20 protein-coding genes are annotated in these 26,074 nt (G+C 70.6%); 8 read left to right on the top strand and 12 right to left on the bottom strand.

What is annotated here, in order from left to right:
* Positions 1 to 27 precede the first annotated feature (27 nt).
* Positions 28 to 2,340, top strand: coding sequence for a di-heme oxidoredictase family protein (locus WMF11_RS07565; RefSeq protein ID WP_437976963.1), 2,313 nt, complete (start codon positions 28 to 30; stop codon positions 2,338 to 2,340).
* A gap of 113 nt (positions 2,341 to 2,453) precedes the next feature.
* Here the strand turns inward: WMF11_RS07565 and WMF11_RS07560 are convergent, their stop codons facing one another.
* Positions 2,454 to 3,239, bottom strand: coding sequence for an SDR family NAD(P)-dependent oxidoreductase (locus WMF11_RS07560; RefSeq protein ID WP_437976962.1), 786 nt, complete (start codon positions 3,237 to 3,239; stop codon positions 2,454 to 2,456).
* Positions 3,240 to 3,505: 266 nt separating this feature from the next.
* Here WMF11_RS07560 and WMF11_RS07555 point away from each other — a divergent pair, with 266 nt between their 5' ends.
* From WMF11_RS07555 to WMF11_RS07540, 4 genes are all read left to right on the top strand, one after another.
* Complete coding sequence (locus WMF11_RS07555) at positions 3,506 to 5,890, top strand: lysyl oxidase family protein (protein ID WP_437976961.1); 2,385 nt, start codon at positions 3,506 to 3,508, stop codon at positions 5,888 to 5,890.
* A 99-nt stretch (positions 5,891 to 5,989) separates the two neighbouring features.
* Positions 5,990 to 7,741 carry a M16 family metallopeptidase gene (locus tag WMF11_RS07550; RefSeq protein WP_437976960.1) on the top strand — a complete coding sequence of 584 codons (1,752 nt, stop codon included), beginning with the start codon at positions 5,990 to 5,992 and terminating at the stop codon, positions 7,739 to 7,741.
* 4 nt (positions 7,742 to 7,745) lie between these two features.
* The gene (locus tag WMF11_RS07545) at positions 7,746 to 9,389 is read left to right on the top strand and encodes a M16 family metallopeptidase (protein WP_437976959.1); all 1,644 of its coding nucleotides are present in this window, start codon (positions 7,746 to 7,748) and stop codon (positions 9,387 to 9,389) included.
* Positions 9,386 to 10,192 carry a phosphatase PAP2 family protein gene (locus WMF11_RS07540; RefSeq protein WP_437976958.1) on the top strand — a complete coding sequence of 269 codons (807 nt, stop codon included), beginning with the start codon at positions 9,386 to 9,388 and terminating at the stop codon, positions 10,190 to 10,192. Before WMF11_RS07545 ends, WMF11_RS07540 begins: the two co-directional genes overlap by 4 nt.
* A gap of 69 nt (positions 10,193 to 10,261) precedes the next feature.
* Here WMF11_RS07540 and WMF11_RS07535 read toward each other — a convergent pair whose 3' ends face one another.
* Complete coding sequence (locus WMF11_RS07535; RefSeq protein ID WP_437979287.1) at positions 10,262 to 11,923, bottom strand: FG-GAP repeat domain-containing protein; 1,662 nt, start codon at positions 11,921 to 11,923, stop codon at positions 10,262 to 10,264.
* Positions 11,924 to 12,121: 198 nt separating this feature from the next.
* Here WMF11_RS07535 and WMF11_RS07530 point away from each other — a divergent pair, with 198 nt between their 5' ends.
* The 3 genes from WMF11_RS07530 to WMF11_RS07520 all read left to right on the top strand — a co-directional run bounded on the left by WMF11_RS07530 (position 12,122) and on the right by WMF11_RS07520 (position 14,445).
* Positions 12,122 to 12,598, top strand: a complete 477-nt coding sequence (locus WMF11_RS07530) for an SRPBCC family protein (protein ID WP_437976957.1) — start codon at positions 12,122 to 12,124, stop codon at positions 12,596 to 12,598.
* Positions 12,599 to 12,717: 119 nt separating this feature from the next.
* Positions 12,718 to 13,176: a thioredoxin family protein gene (locus WMF11_RS07525; RefSeq protein ID WP_437976956.1), complete on the top strand. Its 459-nt coding sequence runs from the start codon at positions 12,718 to 12,720 to the stop codon at positions 13,174 to 13,176.
* A 276-nt stretch (positions 13,177 to 13,452) separates the two neighbouring features.
* Entirely contained in the window at positions 13,453 to 14,445 is a 993-nt protein-coding gene (locus tag WMF11_RS07520) for a hypothetical protein (RefSeq protein WP_437976955.1), read from the top strand.
* Between the two features lie 77 nt (positions 14,446 to 14,522).
* Here the strand turns inward: WMF11_RS07520 and WMF11_RS07515 are convergent, their stop codons facing one another.
* The 10 genes from WMF11_RS07515 to WMF11_RS07470 form a co-directional block, all read right to left on the bottom strand.
* On the bottom strand, positions 14,523 to 15,686 hold the full coding sequence (locus WMF11_RS07515; RefSeq protein ID WP_437979286.1) for a sigma-54 interaction domain-containing protein: 1,164 nt from the start codon (positions 15,684 to 15,686) through the stop codon (positions 14,523 to 14,525).
* 152 nt (positions 15,687 to 15,838) lie between these two features.
* Complete coding sequence (locus WMF11_RS07510; protein ID WP_437976954.1) at positions 15,839 to 16,594, bottom strand: ABC transporter ATP-binding protein; 756 nt, start codon at positions 16,592 to 16,594, stop codon at positions 15,839 to 15,841.
* A gap of 69 nt (positions 16,595 to 16,663) precedes the next feature.
* Positions 16,664 to 17,446 carry an ABC transporter permease gene (locus WMF11_RS07505; protein WP_437976953.1) on the bottom strand — a complete coding sequence of 261 codons (783 nt, stop codon included), beginning with the start codon at positions 17,444 to 17,446 and terminating at the stop codon, positions 16,664 to 16,666.
* A gap of 23 nt (positions 17,447 to 17,469) precedes the next feature.
* The gene (locus WMF11_RS07500) at positions 17,470 to 18,330 is read right to left on the bottom strand and encodes an ABC transporter permease (RefSeq protein WP_437976952.1); all 861 of its coding nucleotides are present in this window, start codon (positions 18,328 to 18,330) and stop codon (positions 17,470 to 17,472) included.
* Between the two features lie 64 nt (positions 18,331 to 18,394).
* Positions 18,395 to 19,477: an ABC transporter substrate-binding protein gene (locus WMF11_RS07495; protein ID WP_437976951.1), complete on the bottom strand. Its 1,083-nt coding sequence runs from the start codon at positions 19,475 to 19,477 to the stop codon at positions 18,395 to 18,397.
* Positions 19,478 to 19,643: 166 nt separating this feature from the next.
* On the bottom strand, positions 19,644 to 21,041 hold the full coding sequence (locus tag WMF11_RS07490) for a hypothetical protein (RefSeq protein WP_437976950.1): 1,398 nt from the start codon (positions 21,039 to 21,041) through the stop codon (positions 19,644 to 19,646).
* A 302-nt stretch (positions 21,042 to 21,343) separates the two neighbouring features.
* On the bottom strand, positions 21,344 to 22,873 hold the full coding sequence (locus WMF11_RS07485; RefSeq protein ID WP_437976949.1) for an amidohydrolase family protein: 1,530 nt from the start codon (positions 22,871 to 22,873) through the stop codon (positions 21,344 to 21,346).
* Between the two features lie 132 nt (positions 22,874 to 23,005).
* Positions 23,006 to 23,254, bottom strand: a complete 249-nt coding sequence (locus WMF11_RS07480; RefSeq protein WP_437976948.1) for a hypothetical protein — start codon at positions 23,252 to 23,254, stop codon at positions 23,006 to 23,008.
* A gap of 425 nt (positions 23,255 to 23,679) precedes the next feature.
* Complete coding sequence (locus WMF11_RS07475) at positions 23,680 to 24,576, bottom strand: STAS domain-containing protein (RefSeq protein ID WP_437976947.1); 897 nt, start codon at positions 24,574 to 24,576, stop codon at positions 23,680 to 23,682.
* Positions 24,577 to 24,711: 135 nt separating this feature from the next.
* Positions 24,712 to 25,740: a hypothetical protein gene (locus WMF11_RS07470; protein ID WP_437976946.1), complete on the bottom strand. Its 1,029-nt coding sequence runs from the start codon at positions 25,738 to 25,740 to the stop codon at positions 24,712 to 24,714.
* Positions 25,741 to 26,074 lie beyond the last annotated feature (334 nt).

Here is a 26,074-nt window from a genome sequence, read left to right as displayed (position 1 = left end):
ATGTTCGAAAGCCGCTCACGTCGGTTGGTGTCCGGGGGTCTTCATGTCGCGCTCGGGCTGCTCGTGACCTGCGCAGCAGAGCTCGGGTGCTCGAGCGACCCTTCGCCCGCGTCTCCCTCGCACGGGTCGCCTTCGCCGGAGTCGCCCTCGCCGGGCGACGGGGGCGGTCCGGGAGGGGCGCCGCCCTGCGAGGAGACGAGCGACGGGCCAGCGCTGCCGCAGGCGTTCGCGCTGAACTGCGGCGGGTGCCATAGCGCTCACGGCAAGCCGGCCGGCGGGTTTCCCGATCTGTTCGCCTTCGAGGGCACCCTGGAAGAATTCACGGCGCAGGTGCGCACGGGACGCACGGAGGACGCGCGCATGCCGGCCTTCGGCGAGCAGCAGATCGCGACGGCCGACATCGAGGCGATCTTCGCTTATTTCTCTGCGGGAGCGCCGCCCGCGCCGGCCTGCGACGGCGGCGCGGTCGATCCCGGCGAGTGCTCCGGCGTGGACGGCGAGATCTCCCCGCTGTTCCCCTCGGCGACGGCGGGCAAGCCGATCACCACGAGGGCCGCCGACGGGACGATCACGCTCGAGGCCGCAGGGCGCGTGCGCGGGCGCCACGAGAAAGAGGAAGAGTTCAGCCCGTACCAGCCGCGCTATTTCGAGAACCGGAGCTACAAGTTCATCGTCGAGGACACGATCCCGGCGGGCGGCAGCACCGTCAAGTTCACCTGGCTCCCCAAAGCCAGCGCATCGCTCAACCAGACCATCAACTTCCGCTGCTGGTACTCGGGCGAGGGCAACGTGTTCGACTCGAACAACGGCATGAAGCGCATCACGAGCACCCACTGGGAGTTCGTCGTGGATCGCAACGCCAGGGACAGCAGGGAGATCCGCGCGGGAGATCTGCTGGAGTTCGAGTTCGGCGTGTTCCTTGACGCGGGCACCGTCGAGGGGAGGACGAGCTATTACAGCGACACGTTCCGCTACCGCGTCGGGAGCGGCGAGCTGACGCCGTTCAACGAGCCGAACGAGGCGGCCCTGTCGGGCGGCGACGGGACGATACCGTACATCTACGAGGAGCCTCATCTCTATTACGAGCAGATGGCGCTCAACATCCAGGAGAGCTCTATCCAGCCTTTCCTCGAGGGGCGCCGCCTGTTCCATACCGATTTTGCCACAGGCGAGCACAGCGAGGGCGGTAACCCCGTCTTCGACGAGCACGCGGGCAAGGCGGGGCCGCTCTCGAACCAGGCGGCGTGCGTGGGCTGCCATATCAACAACGGTCGCGGCGCCCCGCCCGAGCCCGGCGAGGCGATGGAGACCGCCGTCGTGAAGCTGTTCGGCGCCGGAGCGAACGCGGACGGCGGGCCCGCCGCCGACCCGAGCTACGGCCGGCAGCTGCAGGACAAGGCGCAGGGCGGGGTCGAAAGCGAGGGTACGGCCACCGTGGCCTATACCGAGGAGCCCGGGCAGTTCCCCGATGGCACGCCGTACGTCCTGCGAAAGCCCACGTTCCGCCTCGACGGGCTCTCCGCAGGGCCCATCGCGAGCTACTCGGTCCGCGTCGCACGCCCGCTCGTGGGCATGGGCCTCCTCGAGGCGATCGCAGAGGACGCGCTGCTCGAGCGCGCAGACGGGATGGACTGCAATCAGGACGGTATCTCGGGCCGTCCGAACCTGATCCCGGACCCCGCCTCGGGGGTGACGCGGATGGGGCGCTTCGGCTGGAAGGCGGGCAAGGTGAGCGTGCCCCACCAGGTCGCCGACGCGCTGGTGGCGGACATGGGCGTGACGACGAGCCTGTTCCCTGTCGAGGAGTGCGGCGAGGCGCAGACGGGTTGTCAGGACGGTACGCGCGGAGATCCCGAGCTCTCCGACGAGGATCTCGACAGGCTCTCCGTCTACATGCGCATGCTGGGCGTGCCGCCGCGCCGCGACACGGCGGACCCGGCCGTCCAGCGCGGCGAGGCGCTGTTCAGCCAGGCAGGGTGCGCGAGCTGCCATGTCCCCTCGATGAAGACCGGGGGCCGCCACCCGCTCGTCGAGCTGCGGGATCAGCTCATCCAGCCCTTCAGCGATCTGCTCCTGCACGACATGGGAGAGGAGCTCGCGGACACGTCGACGAGCGACCACCTCGCGGGGCCGCGCGAGTGGCGGACGCCGCCGCTGTGGGGCATCGGGCTGCTCGAGGCCGTGAACGGCCACACCCAGCTGCTGCACGACGGCCGCGCGCGGAACGTCGTCGAGGCGATCCTGTGGCACGGCGGCGAGGCGGACGCCGCGAAGCAGCGCTTCATGGCGCTCCCCGCGGGAGATCGCGACGCGGTGGTCGCCTTCCTGCGCTCGCTCTGAGCCCCCGCCTTGCGGAGCCCGCTCCGGGCGCCCCCTCCCCGCCCCCACCTTCCTTCGGCTTGCTCGGGTGCTCGGTCCGCTCGGCGTTCCGGCGCGGGAGGGGCGCGCTCGGCTCAGAACCCCGACCGGCGCGCCATCCGCTTCGAGAGCCAGCGCATGGGGCCAGGCGCCACGCGGGCGGCGAGGCTCGCGGTCTTCACGAACAGGCTCGTCTCCAGGACGTCGCGGCCCGCATCGACGGCGCGCACGATCATCTCGGCGACCTCGTCCGGGCTCTGCTTCTTGTGGCCGGGCGGGCGGTAGCCGACGTTGTCGTCGGTCACGACGGCGTTCGCGTGGAACGGGGTCTCGACCGGGCCCGGCCGCACCACGAGCACGCGCACCCCGCGCGACGAGAGCTCCGCGCGGAGCGACATCGCGAGCGCCTCCAGCGCGAACTTCGACGAGGCGTACGGGCCCATCCGCGGCGCCGCGACGAGCCCCGCGATCGAGGAGACCATGACGAGGGTGCCTTTCGTGGCCGCGAGGGGCTCGATCGCCAGCTGCGCGAGGCGCACGGGGGCGACGACGTTCAGCCGGTAGAGCGCCTCGAGCTCGGCGGGATCGATCTCGATCGACGGCGTGTAATAGCCGCGCCCGGCGTTGTTCACCAGCACGTCCAGCCGGCCGTACGCGGCGAGCGCCCGCTCGCAGAGCGCCTTGCGGTCCTCCTCGACGGTCACGTCGCCGGCCACCGCGAGGGCGTCGCCGCCCGCCGCGCGCACCTCCGAGGCGACGCCCTCGAGCGCGTCCCTCCCGCGCGCGCTCAGCACCACGCGCGCGCCGCGCTTCGCCCAGGAGAACGCGAGCGATCGACCGATTCCGCTGGATGCACCGGTGATGACGACGACGGGAGCCATGTCGGCGAGAGTACACGCTCCGCCGGTGAACCGAGCGAAATACGCTGTTCGCGCCCGACCCGGGCGCGCCAGGCACCGAGAGATCCCGCAAAGGGACGGTCGGAATGTCGCGTGGCCGCGCGCTCGAGCTGCTTTCGACCGCCCGCGCGCCTACGATGCGGGCCTTGCTTCGCTGTGCGCAGCGGCGACGCGACACCGCCCGATCCACGCCGCTCCTCAATCGTCCTCGCCCGGTGACCATGAAGAAGCTTGTCAGAACGCTGTTGGTGGGAACCCTCCTGACGGCCGCCGCCTGCGGCGATGGCGGGCCGCCCTCAAGCGGGGCAGGAGGCGGCAGCGCGGGAGAAGGCGGTTCCGGCAACGGCGGTGAGTCCGGGAGCGTCCGTTGCCCCGGCTCGGACATCGTGTGTCCCGGGGGCGCGCGGTGTCAGATCGACGCCGAGGGCAAGCCGTCGGGCTGCGCCGCCGCGTGCGACGAGGCGCGCGCGTGCGGCGACGCGGTGTGCTGCAGCCCCGGCGCCACGTGCGTGCGCGGCGGCTGCGAGGCGGCGGACCTCGTGCTCGGGCCCCCGGAGCGAGGAGAGCCGGTCACGTTCGCCACGGTCCGCGTGGACGAGGACGCGTGCGAGCTGCTGCATGGGTGCTTCGGCGCGAGCGGCCGGCGGGCGCTCATGCGCTTCCACGTCTCGCTCGAGAACGCCGGCGACGTTCCGCTCGACCTCGGCGTGCCCTCGGAGAGCGACGTCTTCGAGCCGAACTTCTGCGAGGACAGCTACGTCGTCCCGCGCTTCTTCCGCGCGCGCCTCAGCCAGGGCGGCGCGGTTGTCGCCGAGGCCGAGCTCGACGCGCGCTGCGTCGCGATGCCAGGCGGCCAGTACGGCTGCGGCGCGCAGGGCCTCGGCCCGGGAGAGCACGTGGAGCAGCCCGGCACCCTGGCGTGCAACGCCCTCGACGTGACCGGCGTCCCGGCCGGGCTCTACGAGCTCGAGATCACCGTGAACCCGGACAGGACCGTCGCCGAGGCGCGCTTCGACAACAACACGATCGTCCTCCCGGTCGATTACCCCGCCTGCGACGGGGCGATCTGCGGCGGCGCGTGCTGTCCCAGCGGCCACGCGTGCGAGGCCGGCGTCTGCGTCGTGCCCGACCTTCGCCCGGACAGGCAGCGCATCGTCGACACGATCCGGTTCTCGTACCAGACGTTCCCCAGAGACGCCTGCGAGCTCATGGAAAGGTGCATCGGCGGCCCGGGCCGGCGGCATCTCCTCGAGTTCGAGGGGCGCGTCGAGAACGCAGGGCCCGGCCACCTCGACCCCGGCCCCGAGTTCAACAGCCCGCTCTTCGAGTATGCGCAGTGCCACCAGCACTTTCATTTCCTGGACTTCACCGATTACAGGCTGGTGGACGCGGAGGGCGAGGTCGTCTCCCTGGGGCACAAGCAGGCGTTTTGCCTCGTCGACATGGAGCCCCTCGATCCTTCGTCCCCCGCGCCGCGCGGCTACCCGACCTCGGGGGGCATGGGGTGCAACTTCCTGAGCGCGGGCTGGGCCGACACCTACGACGTCGGCACGCCGTGCCAGTGGGTCGACGTGACGGACGTGCCCGAGGGGGACTACACCCTCCGCGTCACCGTCAACCCGGTCGGCGCGATCGCCGAGCAGGCGATCGAGAACAACGTGGTCGAGGTGCCCGTCCACGTCCCGGCGTTCGCGCCCTGCGAGCCCGAGCCGGAGATCTGCGGGGACGCGGTGGACCAGGACTGCGATGGGCTCCCCGATGACGGCTGCGAGGGCGAGGGGTGCGCCTCCCCGGTGCCCGAGGTGTGCGGCAACGCGGTCGACGAGAACTGCAACGGCGTCCCGGACGACGGCTGCGCGCCGATCCCGGGCGCCGACCGCTGCGAGACGCCGGGGGAGCTGGCGGGCTCGATGGATTACGCGGCGGAGATCACGGCCGGGAACACCTCCGACGTCGCGCTGCCGTGCGGCGGCAGCGGCGGCGAGGTGTTCTTCCGGTTCACGCTCCCGTCCGACGAGGTCGTGTACCTCGGCACCCTGGCGTCGGACGTCGACACGGCGCTCGCGGTGCTCGAGGGCGACGGGTGCGGCGGCCCCCCCGTCGGCTGCGCGGCCAGCAGCTGCGGCGACGCCGCGCCGGGCGCGCACTTCGCGGCCAGGCTCCCGGCCGGGACGTACACGGTCGTGGTCAAGGCAGCGCACCCCGAGGCGCTCGGCACGGTCCGCCTCAGGTTCCAGCGCGCGTCGTGCCTCGGCGAGAGGGCCGGGGTCATCTCGGGCAGCGGCCTCGTCAGCGGCGACACCACCGGGGCGCCGATCCCTCCCAGCTCCCTGTGCGGCGCGAGCAGCCCTGAGCAGACGTTCTATGTCCCCGTCTGCCCGGGGATGTCCACCGTGGTGTCCTCGTGCGGCCTGACCGACTTCCCGATGACGATCAAGACCGCGGACGACGCATGCAATCCCATCAATATCGAGTGCTTCGGCCCGCTCAGCGCATGCGCGGGCGAGAGGGAGGGCGTGAACTCCCGGATTTACGGGGCACGACCGGGAGGGAGCCTCGGCGCCATCACCGTGAAGGGGCGTACTCCGGTGGATTTCGGGCCGTACCAGATCTTCGTCACGCCATTCCAGTGACAGGGGCGCGCCGCGGGGCGTGAACACACAGCGCCGCGCCCCCATTCCACGAGCGAAGTTTGCGCTCGACCTCGGGCAATCTGCGCTAAAACCGCGCCCATGCGAGCCCACCACCGGTCCGAACGGACGCGCCTCCGGGCGCTCTCGTCCCTGTCCAGCGCGCTCGTCGCCGCGCTCGGCCTGACGTTGCCCGCCTATGCCGCGCCCCCGGCCGCAGCGCCGGCGCAGCCTGCGGCGGCTCAAGCTGCGGCCAAGCCCACGCCCGCGGCGGCGGCGCCGATCGCGACGAAGGCGCAGCCCGCGGCGGCGGCGACCAGCGTGAGCGTCGCGATCCCGGTCGAGAAGTACACGCTGGAGAACGGGCTCGAGGTGGTCCTGCACGAGGATCACCGCACGCCCGTCGTGGCCGTCAACGTCTGGTACCACGTCGGCTCCAAGGACGAGCCGCGGGGGAAGAACGGCTTCGCGCACCTGTTCGAGCACGTCATGTTCCAGGGCTCGAAGCACGTGGGCGAGGACATGTTCTTCAAGTACCTGGAGCGGGCCGGCGCGAGCGAGCGCAACGGGACGACGAACAGCGACCGCACCAACTACTTCGAGACCGTCCCCGCCAACGAGCTCGCGCTGGTGCTCTGGCTGGAGAGCGACCGGATGGGGTGGCTGCTCGACCACGCGAACGACGCGACCTTCACGAGCCAGCGCAACGTCGTGAAGAACGAGCGCCGCCAGAACTACGAGAACGCGCCCTACGGCCTCGTGCCGCAGTTCCTCCGCGCGGCCCTGTTCCCGGAGAGCCACCCCTACCACCTGCTGACCATCGGCACGCCCGAGGATCTCGACGCGGCGCAGATGGACGACGTGAAGGCCTTCTTCCGGACGTTCTACGTGCCCAACAACGCGACCCTCGTCGTGGCGGGCGACATCGAGCGAGACAAGGCGAAGGAGCTCATCCAGAAGTACTTCGGCCCCATCGCGAAGGGCGCCCCGCCGCCCGTGGCGACGAAGCCCGACCCCGGCGACCTCGCGACCGAGAAGCGCCTCGACATCGAGGCGGACGTCGAGCTGCCCCGCGTGACGATCAGCTGGGTGACGCCGCCGAGCTTCGCGCCCGGCGACGCCGAGCTCGACCTCGTCGCCAACGTCCTCGCCTCGGGCAAGACGAGCCGCCTCTACAAGAAGCTCGTGTACGATCTCCAGATCGCGCAGGACGTCTTCGCGTTCCAGCAATCGAGCCAGCTCGCCAGCACCTTCCAGATCACGGCGACGCTGAAGAAGGGCAAGTCGCCCGAGCAGGCCCTGAAGCTCATCGACGCCGAGCTCGACCGGCTGCGCAAGGCGCCGCCGACGCAGGACGAGCACGACCGGGCCCAGGCCAAGGTGCTCTCGGAGCTGGTCTTCAGCATGGAGCAGGTGACGGCCCGCGCGAACGCCATCAACAACTACAACCAGCTCACCGGCGATCCGGGGTACTTCCCGAGGGACGTGGCCAGGTACGAGAAGGCCACCGCCGCCGACCTGCAGAAGGCGACAGCGGATCTCCTGCCCCAGGGCAGGCGCGTGATCGCCCTCGTCACGCCGAAGCCGGGCGCTCCGAAGGCCGGGCGCCTCGTGAAGCAGAGCGGGGCGGCGACGCCCGCGGCGGCCGCGAAGCCCACCACCGCGGCGCCGTCGGCAGCGGCGAGCGTGCAGCCCGCGGTCGCGGCGCCCGCGGCCGCGCCGGCGGGCGCGAAGCCCGCGGCCGCGCCGGCGACCGACAAGCCGGCGGCCGCGCCGGCCCTCATGAAGCCCGCTGGCGACAAGCCCGCGGTCGACAAGCCTGCGGCCGGGCCGGCCGCGCCGAAGGGGGGTTGAGCCCATGCGCATGAAACGAACCGTCTCCGCCTCGCTCGCAGCCGTGGCGCTCGCCGCCTGCGCTCCGGTCACGTCGACGCCGCCCCCCGCGCCCCCCGGCGCGCAGCCCCCCGCGGCGGCGCCGCCCGCCGCCGCGGCGGCGGACGACTTCCGCAAATCGCCGCCTCCCCCCGGGCCGGACGTGGTCTTCCGGCCGCCGCAGATCGAGGAGGCGAAGCTCGCGAACGGGATCCGCGTCCTCGTCGTGGAGCGGCACGAGCTGCCGATCGTGGCCGTGGACGTGACGACCGTCCGCGGCGCCGATCAGGCCGAGCCGGGCGTCGGCGCGTTCGCGGGCGCGATGCTCATGCAGGGCACCAAGACCCGCAGCGCGCTCGCGCTCAGCGACGCGCTCGGCAAGCTCGGCGCGAGCTTCTCGTCCGCGGTCGGCTTCGACGGCGGCGGCGTGCAGGGCCAGAGCGTGACGCCGCGGTTCGGCGAGATGCTCACGCTGCTCGGCGACGCGTACATGAACCCGGCCTTCGCGCCGGCGGAGATCGAGCGCGAGCGGTCGCGCCGCATCACCCAGCTCGCCGAGATGAACGATCGCCCCGCGTCGCTCCTCTCCATCGCCCAGGCCCGGGTCCTCTACCCCGAGGGCCACCCGTACAACGCGCCGCTGATCGGCACCGAGGCGGCGCTGAAGAAGATCACGGCGGGCGCCCTGGCGAAGTTCCACGCCGCGCAGTTCCGGCCGGAGCTGACGACCGTCGCCATCGCCGGGGACATCACGAAGGCCGACGCGGTGAAGGAGGTGGAGCGGGTCTTCGGCGCCTGGAAGGGCCCGGCCTCCGCGCCGCCCGCCCCCGCCAAGGCGGCGATCCCCGCCGATCCGCCGGCGCTCGCCGCAGGCGCGCCGCGCGTCGTCATCGTCGACAGGCCGGGGCTCACGCAGTCGACCGTGACGGTGGCGCTGCCGGGCGTGCCGCGCGCGACGGCGGACTACGACGCGCTGCTCGTGATGAACACGCTCCTCGGCGGGCAGTTCTCGAGCCGGCTCAACCTGAACCTGCGCGAGAAGCACGCCTACACCTACGGCGCGCGCTCCGGCTTCGACATGCGCCACGGAGCGGGCCCGTTCTCCGCGGGCGGCGCCATCGTGCGGGAGAACACGGGCCCCGCCGTGAGGGAGATCTTCGCGGAGATCGACCGGATGCGGAGGGAGCCCGTCACGAACGAGGAGCTCGCGGACGCGAAGGCGAACCTCATCCGCCAGCTGCCGGCGCGCTTCGAGACGGCGGACGCGACCGCGTCGACGATCGCGGGCCTCGCGGTCTACGATCTGCCGCTCGACGAGTACGCGACGCGACCGGCGAGGCTCCAGCGCATCACGCCCGCGGACGTGCAGCGGGTCGCGCAGAAGTACCTCGTGCCCGAGCAGCTCCGGGTCGTCCTGGTGGGCGACGCCGGCGCTGTCGGAGAGCAGCTCTCGGCGTTGCAGCTCGGTGAGGTCATCGTGCAGAAGGCGCCAGGCGTGGCGGCCGGACCGGCGGCGGCGGCGAGCAAGCCGGCGGCGCCCGGCAAGCCGTCGGCGCCCGCCGCGCCCCAGGCTGCGAAGCCCGCGGCGCCCGCGCAGCCCGCGGCGCCCCCCGCAGCGAAGAAGCCGTGAGGTACGCCGCGCCGCTCGCCTGCGTGTGCGCGCTGGCGTGGAGCGCGCCCGCCGCCGCGCAGGCGGGGCCGGCGGCCCCGGACTGGGCGTTCGGGGCGCCGGCGGGCGAGGTGGCGGTCGTCGCGGCCTGCACCGCCTCGCTGGCGACGTACTTGCTGCCTCAGCGCCGCTCGGCGTGGGGCGCAGCCTCCAGCGAGGAGCGCAACGAGACACTCGGCCTCGCCAGCGACATCACCGGCGCCGCCGCGGGCACGCTGCTCCAGCTCGGCAGCGGGTACGCCCTCGAGGGCAGCTACCTCGCGGGCGCCGGCGTCCCCCACCCCTTCTCCCGGGCGCTCAGGACGTCGCTGATCGAGCTCGAGGCGGCGGCGCTGTCGACAGGCCTCTCGAGCATGATCAAGCGGCTGTCGGGCCGGTGCCGGCCGCGCTCGTGGCGGACGGACCGATGCGGGGACACCGATCTCGACTTCGACGCCTTCCCGTCGGGCCACACGACCCCGGTCGCGGCCATCGCGGGCGTGCGCCTCAACCTCGCGCTGCGCACGACCGGCGACGCCGCGCCGCGCCTGGGCGCGCTCGCCCTCGCCGAGGCGGCGACGGTGGTGACGATGGCGCTGCGGATCGGCGCCGGCGCGCACTCGTGGCAGGACGTCGGCGCCGGCATGATCCTGGGCCACGTGACGGGCTTCGCGCTCGCAGCGATTCACCCGATCCAGCCGACCAGGACGCGGTTTGCGGCGGGCGCGCTGCCGCAGGAGCCGGGGGCGGAGCCGGCGATCGTTACTTGGTCGTGGGCGTTCTGATCGTGCGCCCGCGAGCGCCCCCCGCGCGGGCGGCGGGTGAGCTCCAGCGGAGAGGCGCCCAGGCACGCGTCAGCGGTGCGCCACGGCAAAGCCGAACTCTCTGTCCCCCGGCGGCTGTGAGATCGAGGTGTCCTCGACCTTGGGATCTGCGATGACCGAACCACCGAGATACAAATAGACGATGTTCTCCTCCGTGATGGCGATCGTGAGATCCGAGTACCCGTCGCCGTTGATATCACCGGGAGAGCCAAGGCGCTGTCCTGTCCTGTCTTCGATGGCGTCTCTGTATATGGCCGTATCCGGTTCGTCCAGCTCCGACTCATTGCCACCGAGGTAGACAAGCACCTTCGGGGAGCGGTCCGCGACGGCGAAATCGTCGAACCCGTCGTTGTTGAGATCGCCCACCCCAGCAACGGTGATGCCGAACGCGTCGTCGCCTGCGAGCGTGACGTCCGGCGCGGAGCTCAACCCCTGAGGTCCGCCGAGGTAGAGGTACGCGTGGCTCGTCTCGTACGACCCGAGGATGACGTCGCCGAAGCCGTCGCCATTGACGTCGCCAGCGGCGTCGAGCGACCTAGCGAACCTCGAGCCACCGGACGGATCGACCAGCTCTACTTTGGGTGTGGTATCGAACCCTTTGCCGGGGTTCCCATGGTAAATGCGCACGACGTCGCCGTCGGACGAGTAGAACAACACCATGACATCCGAGAAGCCGTCGCCATTGACGTCGCCGGCCGACGACACCATCGTACCAACGCTGCCTGCGCTCTCCACGCTCTGACCAAACGCTAGCGCAATCGGCCCGTCGAGCGCTGCCGAGCCTCCCAGGTACACGTAAGCGGTCGGCTCGGAAAAGCCGGTTCCCGAGACGAGCACATCGCCGAACCCATCTCCGTTGACATCACCGGCAGAAGCGACGTAGGGACCTAGCTCACCCAGCGCCGAGATCCCTTCGAGTGTCTCGTAGTCTGCCCTGAACCGATCGCCGCCACCACCGCGGTAAATGTATGCCTTATCGTGATAGGTTGCTCCCGTCAGCGCATCGGCATAGCCGTCGCCGTCCACGTCGCCCGCGCACGACAGGGACATCCCGAAACCATCGTTCCGGCCGTTCGGGCTGAACACCAGGCCATCGTCGTCCATGCCGAGCTGCTCAAGAGGCGCCCCATAGTAGAAGTAGATCGCATTCTCGGCCACGAAGCTGTATGCACTTATAGCGATATCGTCATAGCCATCGGCGTTGTAATCGCACCTGGCTCGGCCGACGTTGATCCATCGCGCCCGCGAGAACTCCGAGCAGGAGTCTCGCGAGCAGGCGCGCACGCGCCAGTAATAGCGCCGCCCGACGGGCGGCAGGAGCGCTATCGGCAGATCCTCCTCCGGCTGGAACTCGGTGTGTTCCGTGGTGGCCGAGATCGCGTCCGTCATATCTGGATCGGCGCTGTACTGTAGCTCGTACTCGATGGGCGCGTCGGTGGGCGACACGGAGGCCTCCCACACGAACCGGGGTCGCTTCGAGCCGCTCTTGCGCAGGGCGCCGAGATAGGCATCGTTCTTCGGGAGCCGCAGGACGGGCACCGACGGCGGCTCTCCGGAGCCGCCGTCACCCCCGACGGACGACGTCGATCCGCTGCCGCCCGCTCCCGCGTCGCCGCCGCGGCCGGCGATATCGACGAACTCATCGAGGCCCAGAATCTGGCCGCAGCCGGTGACCAGGCCGATGGCGACCATCGCCACCGCACCGGCTCGATGAACTCCACCTTTCGCACCAGCTCGCATGAGATGCCATGAAATCATGGGGGTTCATGAAGGTCAAGCGACTCGCTCGCACTCGCTCTCGGTCTGGGAGCGGTGGAGATCGCTCTCTTCCGGGATGCAGGCACGAGCCCATGACGAGCGCTGCACGCCGCGCGGGCGCGACTGCGCGCCGTGATCCATCCTCGCGGCATGCCCATCTTCGAGAAGCGCACGCGCATCGCCGCGCCCCCCGAGCGGGTCTTCGCCTTCCACGAGCAGCCCGACGCCCTCGAGCGCCTCACGCCCCCCTGGGAGCACGCGCGCGTGCTGGAGAAGGCCGGCGGCATCCTCGTCGGCGCGCGCGTGGTCGTGGAGACGCGCGTCGGCCCCGTCCCGCTGCGCTGGGTCGCGGAGCACACGCAGTACGAGCGGGGGCGGATGTTCCAGGACACGCAGCGCAGCGGGCCGTTCAAGCGCTGGGTGCACACGCACCGCATGGACCCCGACGGCTCGGGCGGCTGCTACCTCACAGACCACGTGGAGTACGAGCTCCCGCTCGGCGCGATCGGCCGGCTCGGCGGCGGCCTCTTCGTCCGGCGCAAGCTGGAGCGGATGTTCGACTACCGCCACGAGGTGACGCGACGGGCCTGCGAAGCCCCGCCGCGGTAGCCCGCTCGCCGACCGCCGCGTCCGCCGCACGGCCGACACGCCCCCTGGTTGCCAAGGCGTACGCCGGACCCAAGTTGCTCGCAATGCCGCGGCACGCGGCGACGGCAAGGAGAAGGATCATGGCTATCTACCGTTGCGGCCGCTGCGGCTCGATCAACCGGGTTGCGGACCAGAGGGTCAAGGATCGGCCGGTCTGTGGCCGCTGCAAGGCGCACCTCGACACGACGGGCGCTCCGCAGCCGGTGAACGGGGCCGCGCTCGAACAGGCGATTGCGAGCTCTCCTGTCCCCGTCCTTGTCGACTACTGGGCCACCTGGTGCGGCCCGTGCCGTGTCGTCGCGCCGGCCCTCGACGAGCTCGGCCGCAGGAATGCGGGCAAGGTGCTGGTCCTCAAGCTCGACACCGACGCCGATCCGGCGGAAGCCGGGCGCCGGCGCATCCAGGGGGTGCCCACGTTCGTGCTCTTCAGCGGAGGGCGAGAGCTCGATCGCCGCAGCGGCGTGACCTCGCGCGCCGATCTGGAGCGCTGGATCGAGACCAGGGCCGGGCAGCCCTCCACGGGCGCGAGCCACGCTTGAGCCCGCGCTGCGGGCCGTGGAGGGAGGGGAGCTGGGAGCCGAGAAGAGCGGGTGACGCGACGCGCCTGGTCGACGTCATCAGGGCGTCGTTGATCAAGCGTTGCGCGTCCGGCGAGGCAGGCGTGGCGTTGAAGAATTGATTCATTCCGCGTCGGTCGACGCAGCCATTTGGATTTCTGCGTGCCCCCGATGCGCTGGAGTGGCGCTGCTGTGAGGTGGGCGCGGGAGGCGAGCAGAACTTGGCCGCTCACCACCCTTTCGGCGTAGTCACGCGCCGTGCCGAGCACACCGCACGAGGTTTTGATCGTCGCATTGCGTGAGCAGCCGGGGCTGCTCGGAGCGCTCGTCTCCAAGCTCACCGGCGTGCGGCTGCCGCGACGCCTCAAGCCCGCCGACGCCACGCTCCGCTTCGTGAAGCCGGCGGAGCTGCGGCTCGATCTCGTCCTTCATGGCGGCCGGCGCCGCTGGGTCCTTGTCGAGCTGCAGCGCAGCGTTGATCCGGCCAAGCGCCGCCGGTGGCCCCTCGCGGCCAGCCTGCTCTTCAGTCAGACCGGCGCGCTCGGCGACGTGATCGTCATCACCGCGCGCCGCGCCGTCGCCCGCTGGGCCGAGCGCGTCGCGTGCGTGCGGACGCGCCTCGGAACCGTGCTGCAGCTCAAGCCCGTCGTGCTCCACCTCGGCCACGCCGAGGGCAAGGCGCTGCTCGATGAGCGCCACCCGGAGCTCGCGCTCTTCGCGGCCTGGGCCATGCAGCACCGCCATGGGCCTCGGGCGCGCGCCGTCGTCGAGCGCGCGTTCGAGCTGACCGAGCGGCTGCCGCGCGCGTTGCGACGGGCCCAGCAGCGTGCGATCCTCTCCGTGCTCAGCGAGCGGATGCTGGAGCTCCTCAGGGAGGCCTCGATGAACCCCGACAAGATCCCGGAGACACCCGCTGCCCGGAAGCTCCGCCTTTTCCTCGAAGCGCAGGGGCGGAAGAAGGGCCGCGCCGAGGGCGAGGCCAAGGGCCGGGCCGAGGGCGAGGCCAAGGGTAGGGCCGAGGGCCGTCAAGACGCGCTGCTCACGCTGCTGCGGGCGCGCGGGCTCTCCCCCTCGGAGGACGACGAGGCGCGCATCCGGGCCTGCGCGGACGCGGCGAAGCTCGATCGGTGGATCGCGCAGGCGGCCACGGCCACGACGGTGCGAGAGGCCCTCGGGTTGAAGGCCCCGGGCGTGAGGGCTCGCCCCCGCACGCCGGGTCGCCCCCGGCCGGCCTCCCCGTCGCGCTCCTGAGGCGCCCCGCCGGCCTCGCTCGCCTCAGCGCACCCGCCGGGCCAGCGTGCCCCGCACAGCCGCGCCGACGCGCTGGCTCAGGTCGTCCCCGGGGCGCGCGGCGCGGTGCTCGCCTCCCCTCGCCCGAACGCGGCGGCCGCCGCCCCGCCGCGCGACGCCCGGTAGCGCGCCAGCTCCCCGAACTGCGCGAGCCGCGCGCGCACGATGTTCCTGCTGATGCCGAGCAGCCTGGCCGTCTGGAGCTGGTTGCGATCGCAGTAGCGGTACGCCGTCCGGATGATCGTCTCCTCGATCTGCTCGTGCAGGTTCGGCAGGTTCTGCTCGAACAGCGCGAGCAGCGCGCCCTCCAGCGCCGTCGCCTGCGCCGTCGGCCTGACCTGGGACACGGCGTCCGTCGCCCCCTGCTCCGGCGGAGGAATGCTGGCCCCGGCCTTCGGCTGGAGCGCCGTCAGGCGCAGATCCGCCGGGGTGACCTCCTGGCCTTTGCAGACCAGGAGCGCGTGGTGCATCGCGTTCTCGATCTCCCGGATGTTCCCGGGCCACGGGTGCCCGAGGAGCCGCGCCGTCGCCTCCGCCGTGAGCACGGCCGGCCCCGAGCCGAGCCGGTGGGCGTAGAGCTCGAGGAAGTAGCGCGCCAGCGGGAGGATGTCGCCCGGCCGCTCGCGCAGCGGCGGGAGCGCGAGCGTCGCCACGTTGAGCCGGTAGAAGAGATCCTCGCGGAACTTCCGCGCGATCACCGCCTCCTCCAGGTTCACGTTGGTCGCCGCGATGAGCCGCACGTCGATCGGGATCGGCTGGCGCGAGCCGAGCCGCACCACCTCGCGCTCCTGCAGCACGCGGAGCAGCTTGACCTGGAGCGGCAGCGACAGATCCCCGATCTCGTCGAGGAACAGCGTCCCGCCTTCCGCGGCCTCGAACCACCCGGCCTTCGAGGTCGTCGCCCCCGTGAAGGCGCCCTTCTCGTGGCCGAACAGCTCGCTCTCGACGAGCGACTCCGACCAGGCGCCGCAATTGACCGCCACGAAGGGCCGCCCCCGCCGGTGGCTCAAGGCGTGGATGTGACGGGCCACGATCTCCTTGCCCGTGCCGGTCTCCCCCGTCACGAGCAACGTCGCGTCGCTCGGCGAGAGCTGCCGGATCCGATCGAGGATCGCCTGCGAGCGCGGATCCTCGAAGACAAGCGCCTTGGCGCGCACAGAAAGGGCCAACGAGCTCGTGTTGGGAAGCGTGAGCAAGGGCATCGTCATCGGGCTCAACTCACCATGATAGCGGATGGTTCGTCCATTATAACGGATGACCCTGCCATGCGCCAGAGATCTTTCTCTGGCGCGGCCCCACCGGTTGTCCCAGAGGACTTCGGGCCTTCCGTCACGCTGCGCCTCGATCCGTCGCGCTAGGCCTCGAGGAGGTGGCCGCGCACCTCGTCGACGAGGGCCTTGATCTCGTGATCGGTGCGGGACCTCGGGCGCGGCGCGCTGACGGGGACGACCTGCTTGATCCTCCCGGGCCGCGGCTCGAGCACGACGACGCGATCGCCGAGGAACACCGCCTCCTCGACGTCGTGCGTGACGAGGATCATGGTGATCTTCTCCTCCTGCCAGATGCGCTGGAGCTCCTGCTGCAGCTTCGCGCGGGTCAGCGCGTCGAGCGCGCCGAACGGCTCGTCGAGCAGCAGGATGCCCGGCCGGTTGACCAGCCCTCGCGCGATCGCCGCCCGCTGGGCCATCCCGCCGGAGAGCTGGTGCGGGTACGCCCGCTTGAACCCGGACAGGCCCACGAGCTCGAGGTGCTCGTCGACCGCGCGGGCCTTCTCGGCGTGCGTCCACGCCGAGCTCTCGAGCCCGAGCGCGACGTTCTGCTCGATGGTGAGCCAGGGGAAGAGCCGGTGCTCCTGGAAGACGATGCCCCGATCGAGGCTCGTCCCCTCGACGCGCGCGCCGCCGACGAGGATGTCGCCCTCGTAGTCGCCGTCCAGCCCGACGAGGAGCCGGAGGAGCGTCGATTTGCCGCAACCGCTCGCGCCCACGACGCTGATGAACTCGCCGGGGTGAATGGTCAGGCCGATCCCCCGGAGGACCTCCAGGGGATTGTCCTTGACCACGTACTTCTTGCTGACATCACGAATGTTGATGACTCCAGGCGAGCCCATGAGTTCCTCCTCGAAGCAGATGAAGCAGACGGAATCAGACGTTGGCGACGTTGACGACGTTGACGACGTTCACACGCCGCGGACGCGCCATCGCAACAGGCGGTCTTCCGCGGCCTTGGCCAGCGCGTTCAGGCCGAAGCCCACGAGGCCGGACACGATCAGCCCGACCAGCACGACATCCATGGCGAAGCGCTCGCGCCCGTCCACCATCAGGCTGCCGATCCCGGGCGCGGGCTCGAGCAGGTACTCGGCCCCGAGCGTGCCGAGCCACGCGTAGATGAGCCCCTGGTGCACGCCCGCGAAGAGCGACGGCGCGGCGGACGGCAGGATGACCTTGCGGAGGGTCTGCCACCGCGAGAAGCGGAGCACCCGCGCCACCTCGATGTGCTCGACACCGACGCTGCGCACGCCTTCATAGGTGTTCACGACGACCGGGTAGAAGGCGGAGAGCGCGATGAAGGCGATCTTCGCCTGCTCGCCCACGCCGAGCCACACCGACATGAGCGGGATCCACGCGAACAGCGCGACCTGCTTCGCCGCGTGGAAGCTCGGTGAGAACAGCTTGTCGGCGGTGCGCGAGACGGCGAGCAGACCGCCGACGGCGCCGCCCGCGACGATCCCGAGCGCGAGCCCAAGGAGATCGCGGACGAGGCTGGCGCGCAGGTGTGTCCAGAGATCGCCGCTCTCGTGCAGCGCGCTCGCGGCCCTCCAGACCGCGAGCGGCGGGACCAGGATGCGGGTATTGGCGAGCTCGTAGCGGCAGACCACGAGCCACGCGACGAACAGCAGGACGGGCAGGACCAGGCCGCGCCGCAGCCGCGGCTGGATCAGAGCATGGGTGATGGCGCTCATCGTGTGGGTTCTTCGGTGAGGTGCTAGAGGGCGGCGCGCCGCCAGCGGAGGAGGCGGGCCTCGATCGCCTCGAGCCCCTTGTCGAGCGCGAGCCCGACGATCCCCACGACGAGGATCGCCGCGAGCACCACGTCGAGCTGGAACAGCTGGCGGCCCCAGACGATCAGGAACCCGACGCCCTCGGACGAGGCAAGGAGCTCGACCGTGACGAGCGACAGCCACGCCTGCGTCAGGCCGTAACGGACGCCGACGGCGATGGACGGCACCGCGGCGGGGAGCACGACCTTCCGGAGCAGCTGAGCATGGCTGAAGCGGAAGACCCGGGCCACCTCGATGTACGATCTCGGCACGTTCTTGATGCCCTCGAACGTGTTGATCGCCACGGGGATGAGGCTCGCCTGCGCGATGAGGATCAGCTTGAGCGACTCGCCGATCCCCGCCACCATCATGACGAGCGGCAGCCACGCGAGCGCGGGGACCTGCGCGAGCGCCTTGAAGAGCGGGTGGACGTGCTCCTCGATCCGCCGTGAGAGCCCCATGGCGATGCCGAGCGCGAGGCCCGCCGCGCCGCCCGCGGCGAAGCCGCCGAGGACGCGACCGAGGCTGATGGCGATGTTCGTGTGCAGATCGCCCGAGCTTGCGAGCTCGGTCAGCGTCTGCGCGACGAGCCCTGGCGCGGGCAGGATCTGCGCCGGTATCAGCTCGCGCTGCGAGGCGTAGCTCCACGCGAGGAGGAGCGCCGCCGGGAAGACGAGCCCCACGGCGACGTTGCCCACCTTCCGCGACAGGAGCCGGGAGGCGCCGCCCGCGGGCAGCGCCACGTCGCGCGCCGCGAGCTCGTAGCCGGCCTGGGTCTGGCTTTCTTGAATTCCCTGCTGCGTCATCTTGGTTGCCTTTCTCTCGTGGCGTTCCGCCCTGCGCTAGGCCCCTTCGCCGCGCGCGCTCCTCTCATGACCTCCCGGGGTGCTTGACCTTCCCGTTCACGTCGAACTCGGGCCAGTAGCCCTCGAGGTTCAGCTCCTTCAGCGCCGCGTTCAGGAACCGCAGATCGATCCAGGAGTCGACGTCGAACGTGCTCCTGATCAGGCCGAACCGCTTCGCGTCGGCGGCGGCCGCCTTGTAGCGGGAGGTCAGGTATTCATCGAACAGCGGGCTCGCGCGCACCTTGAGCGAGTCGCCCGTCTGGTCCGCCTTGAAGTTCGAGTACGGCACCCCCGACTTGGACCAGAGCTGGTAGATCGGCGCCGGGTTGGCCTCGTTCTGCGCGATCCAGTGGGCGGCCTGCACCACGACCTTGACGACGCGCTTCGTGATGTCGGGATACTTGTTCGCGAAGTCTTCCGTGACGATCAGGTGGGCGTGCCGCAGGTAGGCCGGCGAGTCGTTCTTCGTCGAGTAGACGATCTTGGCGACCCCCTGATCCTGGAGCGTGAGCAGGTCGTACCCGCCGAAGGCGGCGTCGATGTCTCTCGTCGCCAGCGCCGCCTTCGCGGTCGCGCTGTCCATGTTGAGGATCCGGAGATCGCGCTCCGACAGCCCGCTGCCCGCGAGGATCTTGTTGACGGCGAGCTGCAGGTTCGTGCCCTTGAAGAGGGCGACCTTCTTCCCCTTGAGGTCCGCGAGCGACGCGATCGACGAGTCCGCCGGGACGGCGAGGTACGTATGCTGCCTCGTCGACACCCCCGCGAGGAGCTTCGTCTTGAGCCCCCCTGCCCTGCCGATGCTCGACGGCAGGTCTCCCTGGAGCGCGAAATCGAGCAGCCGGTTCGCGTACGCCTCGTTGACCGCGGGCCCGGCCCCCTTGAAGAAGGACCACTCGATCTTGATGTTGTCCTTCTTGAACTCCTCCTCCAGGAGCCCCCGCGCGTGCACCACGCTCAAGCTGCTACCGCCCACAAAAGGCCGGTTCCCGATCCCCACCCCCGCAAACGCCACCCGGATAACGCCAGGCGCCTCCGCCCGCGCCACATGCGCCGACAACGTCAAAATCGCCGCGATCAACATCTGCACCAAAACCAAAGCTCGTCTCATAAATCTCCTCTCTGCTTTCATTGCATTGCCACGCACCGCCCCCAGAGGGGGCTCTCCCGCACAGGAGACGGGTCCAGATCGGCGTTTTCGGCGCGCAGGCGTACTCCGGTACGCCGAGCACCGAAAACGTCGAGATGGGCCCGTATCCGCAGCGGGTGAGCCCCCTCTAGAAGGCGCCTTGGAGTTGGGCTAGGACCTCGTGTTTGGCCCCCTCGGTGCTCGTGCGGTCGTCTCGGCGGTTGACGTTGAGCTGGAACTTCGTCGTCTCCGCGAAGAAGACGTTGAAGCCGAGCGTGTAGACGTCGACCCGGTTCTCTTGCACCTCGGTGCTGGGGTCGAAGAGGTCGACGCGGAGGAACGGCTGGTAGGTCTTCGGCCACCAGTCGTCGTAGCGGCCCTGGTTGCGGTAGCCCCTCAGGAACTGCTCGCCCCAGTTGTAGAAGAAGGTCGCCACGTGCGACAGGCTGGTTTGCCTCGTCTTCCGGGGGTCCTCCGCCGTCGTCCCGAGCGTCACGTCGTCCTGGCCGTAGATGAACTCGTAGGTGACGCCGATCGGATAGTGGTTGTAGTAGATGTCGCCGCCGAAGCGGCGCTTGACGCCCTTGCCGGACAGCGTCTTCTTCTCGTCCTTGAGGAACGTGTTCTGCCAGCCGATGTACGCGCTCCCGCCGAGCGTGATCTGGCGGAGGATGGAGTTGTAGTCGGACGGCACGGTGAACGCGAGGCGGCCGATGATGTCCTTCTCGCTGTTGTCGTCGGGCGTGTTCGGCCCGCTCCCGTTGATGATGCCGATCGCGTAGGCGAGGAGAGGCGCCCGGTAGTTGTAGCCGTAGTCCACCTGCGGCAGCACGTCGCCGCGGACGATGAGCCCGAGGTCGCGCCGGTTCAGCCCGAGCTTCGTCGTGAATTGCGCGTTGGTGATCACCGGCTTCAGCTCCTCGCTCGCGGGGACCTCCAGCCCGAAGGGCAGGAGCTGCTGGCCCAGGGTGACCTGCAGGACCCAGTCCTCGGGGGCGAGGGTGGGGAGCACGGAGTACGCCAGCTGGGCGTCCAGCAGGTTGAGGAAGCTGTTGTTGCTCGCCTGCTGGGGCGAGGCGCCGAAGCGCACCGAGTAGGTCAGGTTGCGACCTTCCTCGTAGTCCTTGTAGAGGATGCCATTGAACGTGAGGGTCGCGGCGCCCGTGTCGAACGTCACCTTGCGATCCTTCGAGGTCGCCGTGTTCACCGGCTGCTCCGTCCATCCGATGCGCGCCTGGATGACGCCGCCGACGAGGAGGGAGCGGGTCGAGAGGGCGGTGTGGAGGTCGCGCTCTCGCTGCCACTGGAACTTGAAGTTCTCGAGGTCGGTGACGAGCCCTTGCAGGTCGTCGCGCGTGACGGCGTTGGGATCCGGCTCGACGAAGGCCTCCGCGGCTGCGTCGCCCGCGGGCGGAGCGCCGGGGTCCGGCGCGCCGGGGGTGGCGCCGGGAGCAGCCGGGGCGGCGCTCGCGGCGCCCGGCGCGGCGGGGGCTGCGCCAGCAGGCGCCGCAGCCGCGCCAGCGGGCGCAGGGCCCGCGGGAGGCACGGCGGCCGGCGTACGGGCCGCGCCAGCGGGCGCAGGGGCCGCGCCGGCAGGCGCCTGAGCCGCACCGGCGGGCGCAGGGGCCGCGCCGGCGGGCGCAGGCGCGGGGCGTTCACCCTGGGCTCTGCCGGGCGGGTTCTGCGCGCTCGCCTGCGTCACGCAAAGGACGAGGCTCGTCGCGAGGATCGATGAGATGGCGGTTCTTGAGCGGTCGAGCAAACGCATGAACGGATCCAGAGGGGTTCGTTGATTCACAGCTACCGTCGGGCGGGGCCGCTTCCGTCGCCCCGCCCGACGCTCCACGTTCAGGCCGCCTTGCTCTTCCGCAGCTTCTGCTCGACCGCGGTCCCGGCGAAGAAGCCGGGGTTCTTGCCGGCAAAGAAGTTGTATGGATGGGTGAACACGAGATCGCGGAAGTTCGCCTCCGTGAGCGCCCCCCGCTCGACGAGGCTCCAGGTGTCCGCGAGGACCTCGGTCAGGTCCGGCACGTCCCAGTGGCCGCTGTCCGACGCCCAGAAGGCGTTGAGCTGGACGCCGAGCGGGTTGACCTTCGTGTTGAACGCGTACGCGATCGTCGGGTCGTCCGCCTCCGAGCCGAAGTAGAAGTTCGGCACGTACCTGTCGCGGATGTCCTCGATCCGCTCGATGCCCGCCGCCGCGAAGTCGTCGAGCGCGCCCGGGTCCTGCGGCTGCCTCCGCGAGTTGTTCGAGACGCCGAGCGCCCCGCCGAGGACAGCGTGGATGTCACCGAGCCGCGCCCCGACCTCCTCGCCGCCGTACTGCTGGTAGAGCGCGTACAGCAGCTTCGCGTCGATCAGATCGGGGTTGTAGTTCTGGACCGCCCTGCCATTGCGCTTCTCCCAGTGCCCCACCAGATCCGCGAACAGCGTCGCGCCCCACGCCGCCCCTCCCTCGAGGAAGCCGACGCGGAGATCGGGGAACCGGCGGGTCACGCCGCTGAAGAAGAGCGACTTCGCGAGCGCCTCGGAGGCGGAGGCGAAGTGGCCGATGTGGTTGTACATGTAGCTCGACACCGAGCTGCGGCTGGTCCACCCCATCCCGGCGGAGTGGGTGGTCAGCACCGTCCTGAGCTCGACCGCCTTGGCCCAGAACGGGTCGTAGTTGTGCTCGCTGTCCACGCCGAACGTGTCGAGCCAGTTCGCGTGCCGCGCGACGTCCGGGTGGTGCCGCGACGGGTACTTCTCGGCGACCGACCGGATCGGCCGCCGGAGGTTGCCCGGGATGAGGGCGACCTTGAGGCCGAGCTCGCGCACGGCGAACTCCAGCTCTTCGACGCCCTCCTCCGGCGTGTGCAGCGGGATGGCCGCGACAGGCGTGAGGCGGTCGGCGTACGGCCGGTACACGTCGGCGTGATAGGCGTTGACCGCGCGGATGAGCACCCGGCGCAGGTCCTCCTTGCCGACGTGGGTGGCGAACGTGGAGACGTTCGGGAAGAGAACCGCGTAGTCCGTCCCCGACTCGCCGAGCCGCTCGTGAAGCAGCCTGGGCAGCGACACCGTGGCGAGATCGAGGGTGTTCTTCGTCGGCAGCGCCCACCACGGCGGGCGGACCGAGCGCTGCGCCGCGCGCTGCTCGGGCGTGAGCTCGTACCACTCGTTGCTCAGGTAGCCGAAGCCCCGGTTGATCGCGTCGCGGAACTCGTCGACGGACCTCGCGCCGCCGTACTTCGCGATGTAATCCTCGAGGATCGGCGCGAACTCGATCGTGTGCAGATCGGTGTCGATCACCGGATAATCGAGCTTGTCGCGCACAACCCGCGAGCGAGAGGTCTTCTTGCCGTCTTTCAGCGAGAGGTGAGAGGATGAGACGCTCATGACGATGACTCCGTGGCGCGATCGCGCGGTCGCGCGGCGGCCATCGGCGCCGGGCAGCCGCGCCCAGGGCGCACGAGGCCGCGCGCCGACCAGGCGCCCGCTCCTGTGCTGAGAATGTGAGAGGCCTTCGAGCTAGAGCGCCGCGAGCGCGGCGCCCCTACAGCGCGTGGCGGTCCATCGCTCGACGTCGGCGCCGATCCGGCGGGGCGCGAGCCGCCGCGGGCGCCGGGGGAGCGCCGCGGAGCGCGCCTCTGCGCAGAGCGCAAGGCGCCTCGCGACCCGGCGCAACACGACGGCTCGCGCGCCCGGGAGGGCGTTCGTCAGGGTCGTGCTCGCGAGGATGTGTGAGACCGCGTCGATCGCGATCACTGGATCTTTCATGGCTTTCTTCAGGTCGACTATCGCCCTGACGCATTGCACTGTGCGGACCAAGCCTTCACCGTGGCCAGCAGGGCAGGTCGGGCGGAAGCACCATCGATGCGCTCGGCCTTGTGACCGCGCCCGAACGCTCCAGCGCGCCGTCCCGTGGGAGAATTCAGAGAGGGCTCGAAGGCCCGATGCCTCCCGGCAACGAAGGAAACTCGGCCGCACGCGGCGCACGCCGCGCACTCTGTCAGGAAAGCAGCTCGACGCTCGTTGCGCCGCTGCCGATTACGTTCTGGTTTCTGCGTTTTGCATGCGGCGTACCAGGCTTACGTCCGCTTCAAAAGACATGGATCCGTTATACCGGACAAGCCCTTGCTGCTGGAGCAGCAGGCGCGTGCTGCGGGGGTGCTGCTCCAGCAGCAGCCCCCGGGCAAGGTGCGTCAAGGCTGGGACGGCGACGCGGGCGCCAGGCTCATCCCGGTCGCGAACGAGATCGCGCTCTGCAGGTCGCGGCGGGTCACGACGCCGGCGAGATCGATGTCGAGGCTGACGATGGCGTGGGACACCTCCGGCCGGATGCCCGTCAGGACGACCTGCGCCCCGAGCAGCCGGACCGCCCGCGCCACCTGCAGGAGGGCGCTCGCCGAGGCCGCGTCGATGTGCGGCACGCCGGTGACGTCGATGATCGCCACACGCGCCTGCCGCTCGACCACCTTGCCCAGCAGGTTCTCCATCATCTGCTGCGCTCGCGCCGCGTCCAGCACGCCCACGAGCGGCAGCACGAGGACGCCCTGGCTGATGGGCACGATGGGCGTCGACAGCTCCAGGAGCGTCCTCGCCTGCAACCGGAGCGTATCCTCGAGCCGCTTCCGGTCGGTGATCACCTCGGTGAACAGCATGATCCCGCCGATCTCGCCGGTCGACTTGTACCAGGGAAAGATCTTCCAGCGCACCCAGTCGACGCTCCCGTCGGCCCGCGCGAAGGGCTCTTCATCATTCGATTCCGAGGCCCCTGCGATGCAGCGCCGGTGGATCTGCCTCCAGTGCTCGGGGATCTCGGGGAAGAGATCGTAATGACATCGGCCGATGATGTCCTGCTCCTTCATGCCGAAATCTTCCCGCCAGCGGTGACTGGCCAGGATGTAGCGCATGTCCTTGTCGAACATGGCCACAGCAGCCGGGCTGTAGGTGACAAAGACGCGCGCATGCTCCTCGCTCTGGCGCAGCTCCGCCTGGAGGCGATCCCGCGCCTCCTCGGCCTCCTCCAGCTCGCGGATGCGCTGCTTCAGCTGCTGGTTCTCCGCGACGACAGCCATGTAATCGGCATCACCGTTCATCCGCACCTCGGTTCCGTCCTGGCTTGTATATCAAAGAAGCGCGGTGCATGGCGCTCGCCCGGCAGACGCGTGCGCTACCGAGGAGCGGGACAAGGCTGCAGCCGTCGAGGCAGGCGGCTCGTGCTCTGGTCGTCGCTAGCGGTAGGGCCCGCCCCCGGGCCCACGCAGGAGGTTGCGCTCGATCCTTGCGCGCACCTCGTCGAGCGTGTCGATGGCCCACACCACCGTGTCCGGCGCGATCGAGGGGGCGATCGGCCCCAAGGTCACGCCGCGATCGTCGATGGTAACGGGGCCAGCGCGCTCGTCGAGGGCGAGGAGGGCCACACGGGCGCCAGGGTCGAGCAGCGCGGGGGTCCGGTCGGTCTGCCGCGGATCCACACGCACGTGGAAGCGGCGATCGAACGCCTCGTCATCAACGACGATGTCCTGCCCGCCCAGCATCGTGGCGAGGCCGTCGAGGAGTCGTTCGCGCCGGACGGCGAGGCCAAGGCCGAGCTCGGTCTCGAAGCTCGCGCGCGCGGTGATCCGGTGGCGGCCGCGCGCCGCGCGCGCCGAGCCGACCTCGATGGGGCCGCCCTCGATCCGGCCCGTGACCGAGAGCGGCACGCTCGCGAAGGCGAGGCCGCGCGCCGAGGCGAGCGCGCGGAGCGCCTCGGCGTGCGCGGCGAGCGGCGCCGCGGCGCGGAGCCCAGCGCGCGCATCGTCGAGGAGCTCGACGGTCTGCGCGGCGCCGTGGGCGGCGCGCACGATCCACGCCTCATCGGTGGAGCCGTACGGCTCGGAGAGCGTGCAGCCGCCGTCGTGGATGCGGAGCTCGTAGGACGCGCGGTGCAGCGCGACGAGGTGCTCGCGGAGCGCCACGGTGAAGAGATCCCCTGTCCGGGAGGGATCATCCGCTGCGATCGAGAACTCGCTGTCGAGGTCGTCGCTGCCGGTCATGACCGCGTTCACGAAGCCCAGGGTCGTCTGCCTGCGCTCCATCTCGAGGCCCAGATCGAGGGGTGGCCGGAGCCAGCCATGGACGAGGGCGTACGGACGATCTTGTGTGTCGCTGAGCTCCACGGAGACGCGGCGCCCCGCGACGAGGCCCTTCGCTTCGCCGCCCCGCGCGTCGAGGCCGAGCGTCGCGGCCGCGGCCTGGACTTGCTGCTCCCAGCTCCTCATGCACCCACGCTATCCGCGCGATGCACCGGGCGCAATCATCGCAATCCCACGCGCCGCCGCCCAATGGCCCTCGCCTCGCTGCGCCCCTCGCCTTGGTGAACGGAGGAGCGTCATTGTTCCTTCGAGGCCAGAACGCCTTCCTGGGGCGCGCGCCTCGAGCTCAGGGCGCTCGAGCGCGCTTCACCCGAGGAGAAGGCGAGGAGTCCCCACGAGGGGACTCCGCGTCTCCCTGGATGTACTGCTGTCGTGCTGCGCAGCCGCCGGGTCGCGGCGCGACTGGCAGCGTCACCGCGGGCCGCGGAGCTCGCTGGGCAGCGCCGAGGTGGGACGCGAT

The organism is Sorangium sp. So ce295, assembly GCF_051527405.1.
GTDB classification, from domain to species: Bacteria; Myxococcota_A; Polyangia; order Polyangiales; family Polyangiaceae; genus Sorangium; species Sorangium cellulosum_B.
This window is presented reverse-complemented; position numbering and strand designations above follow the sequence as displayed.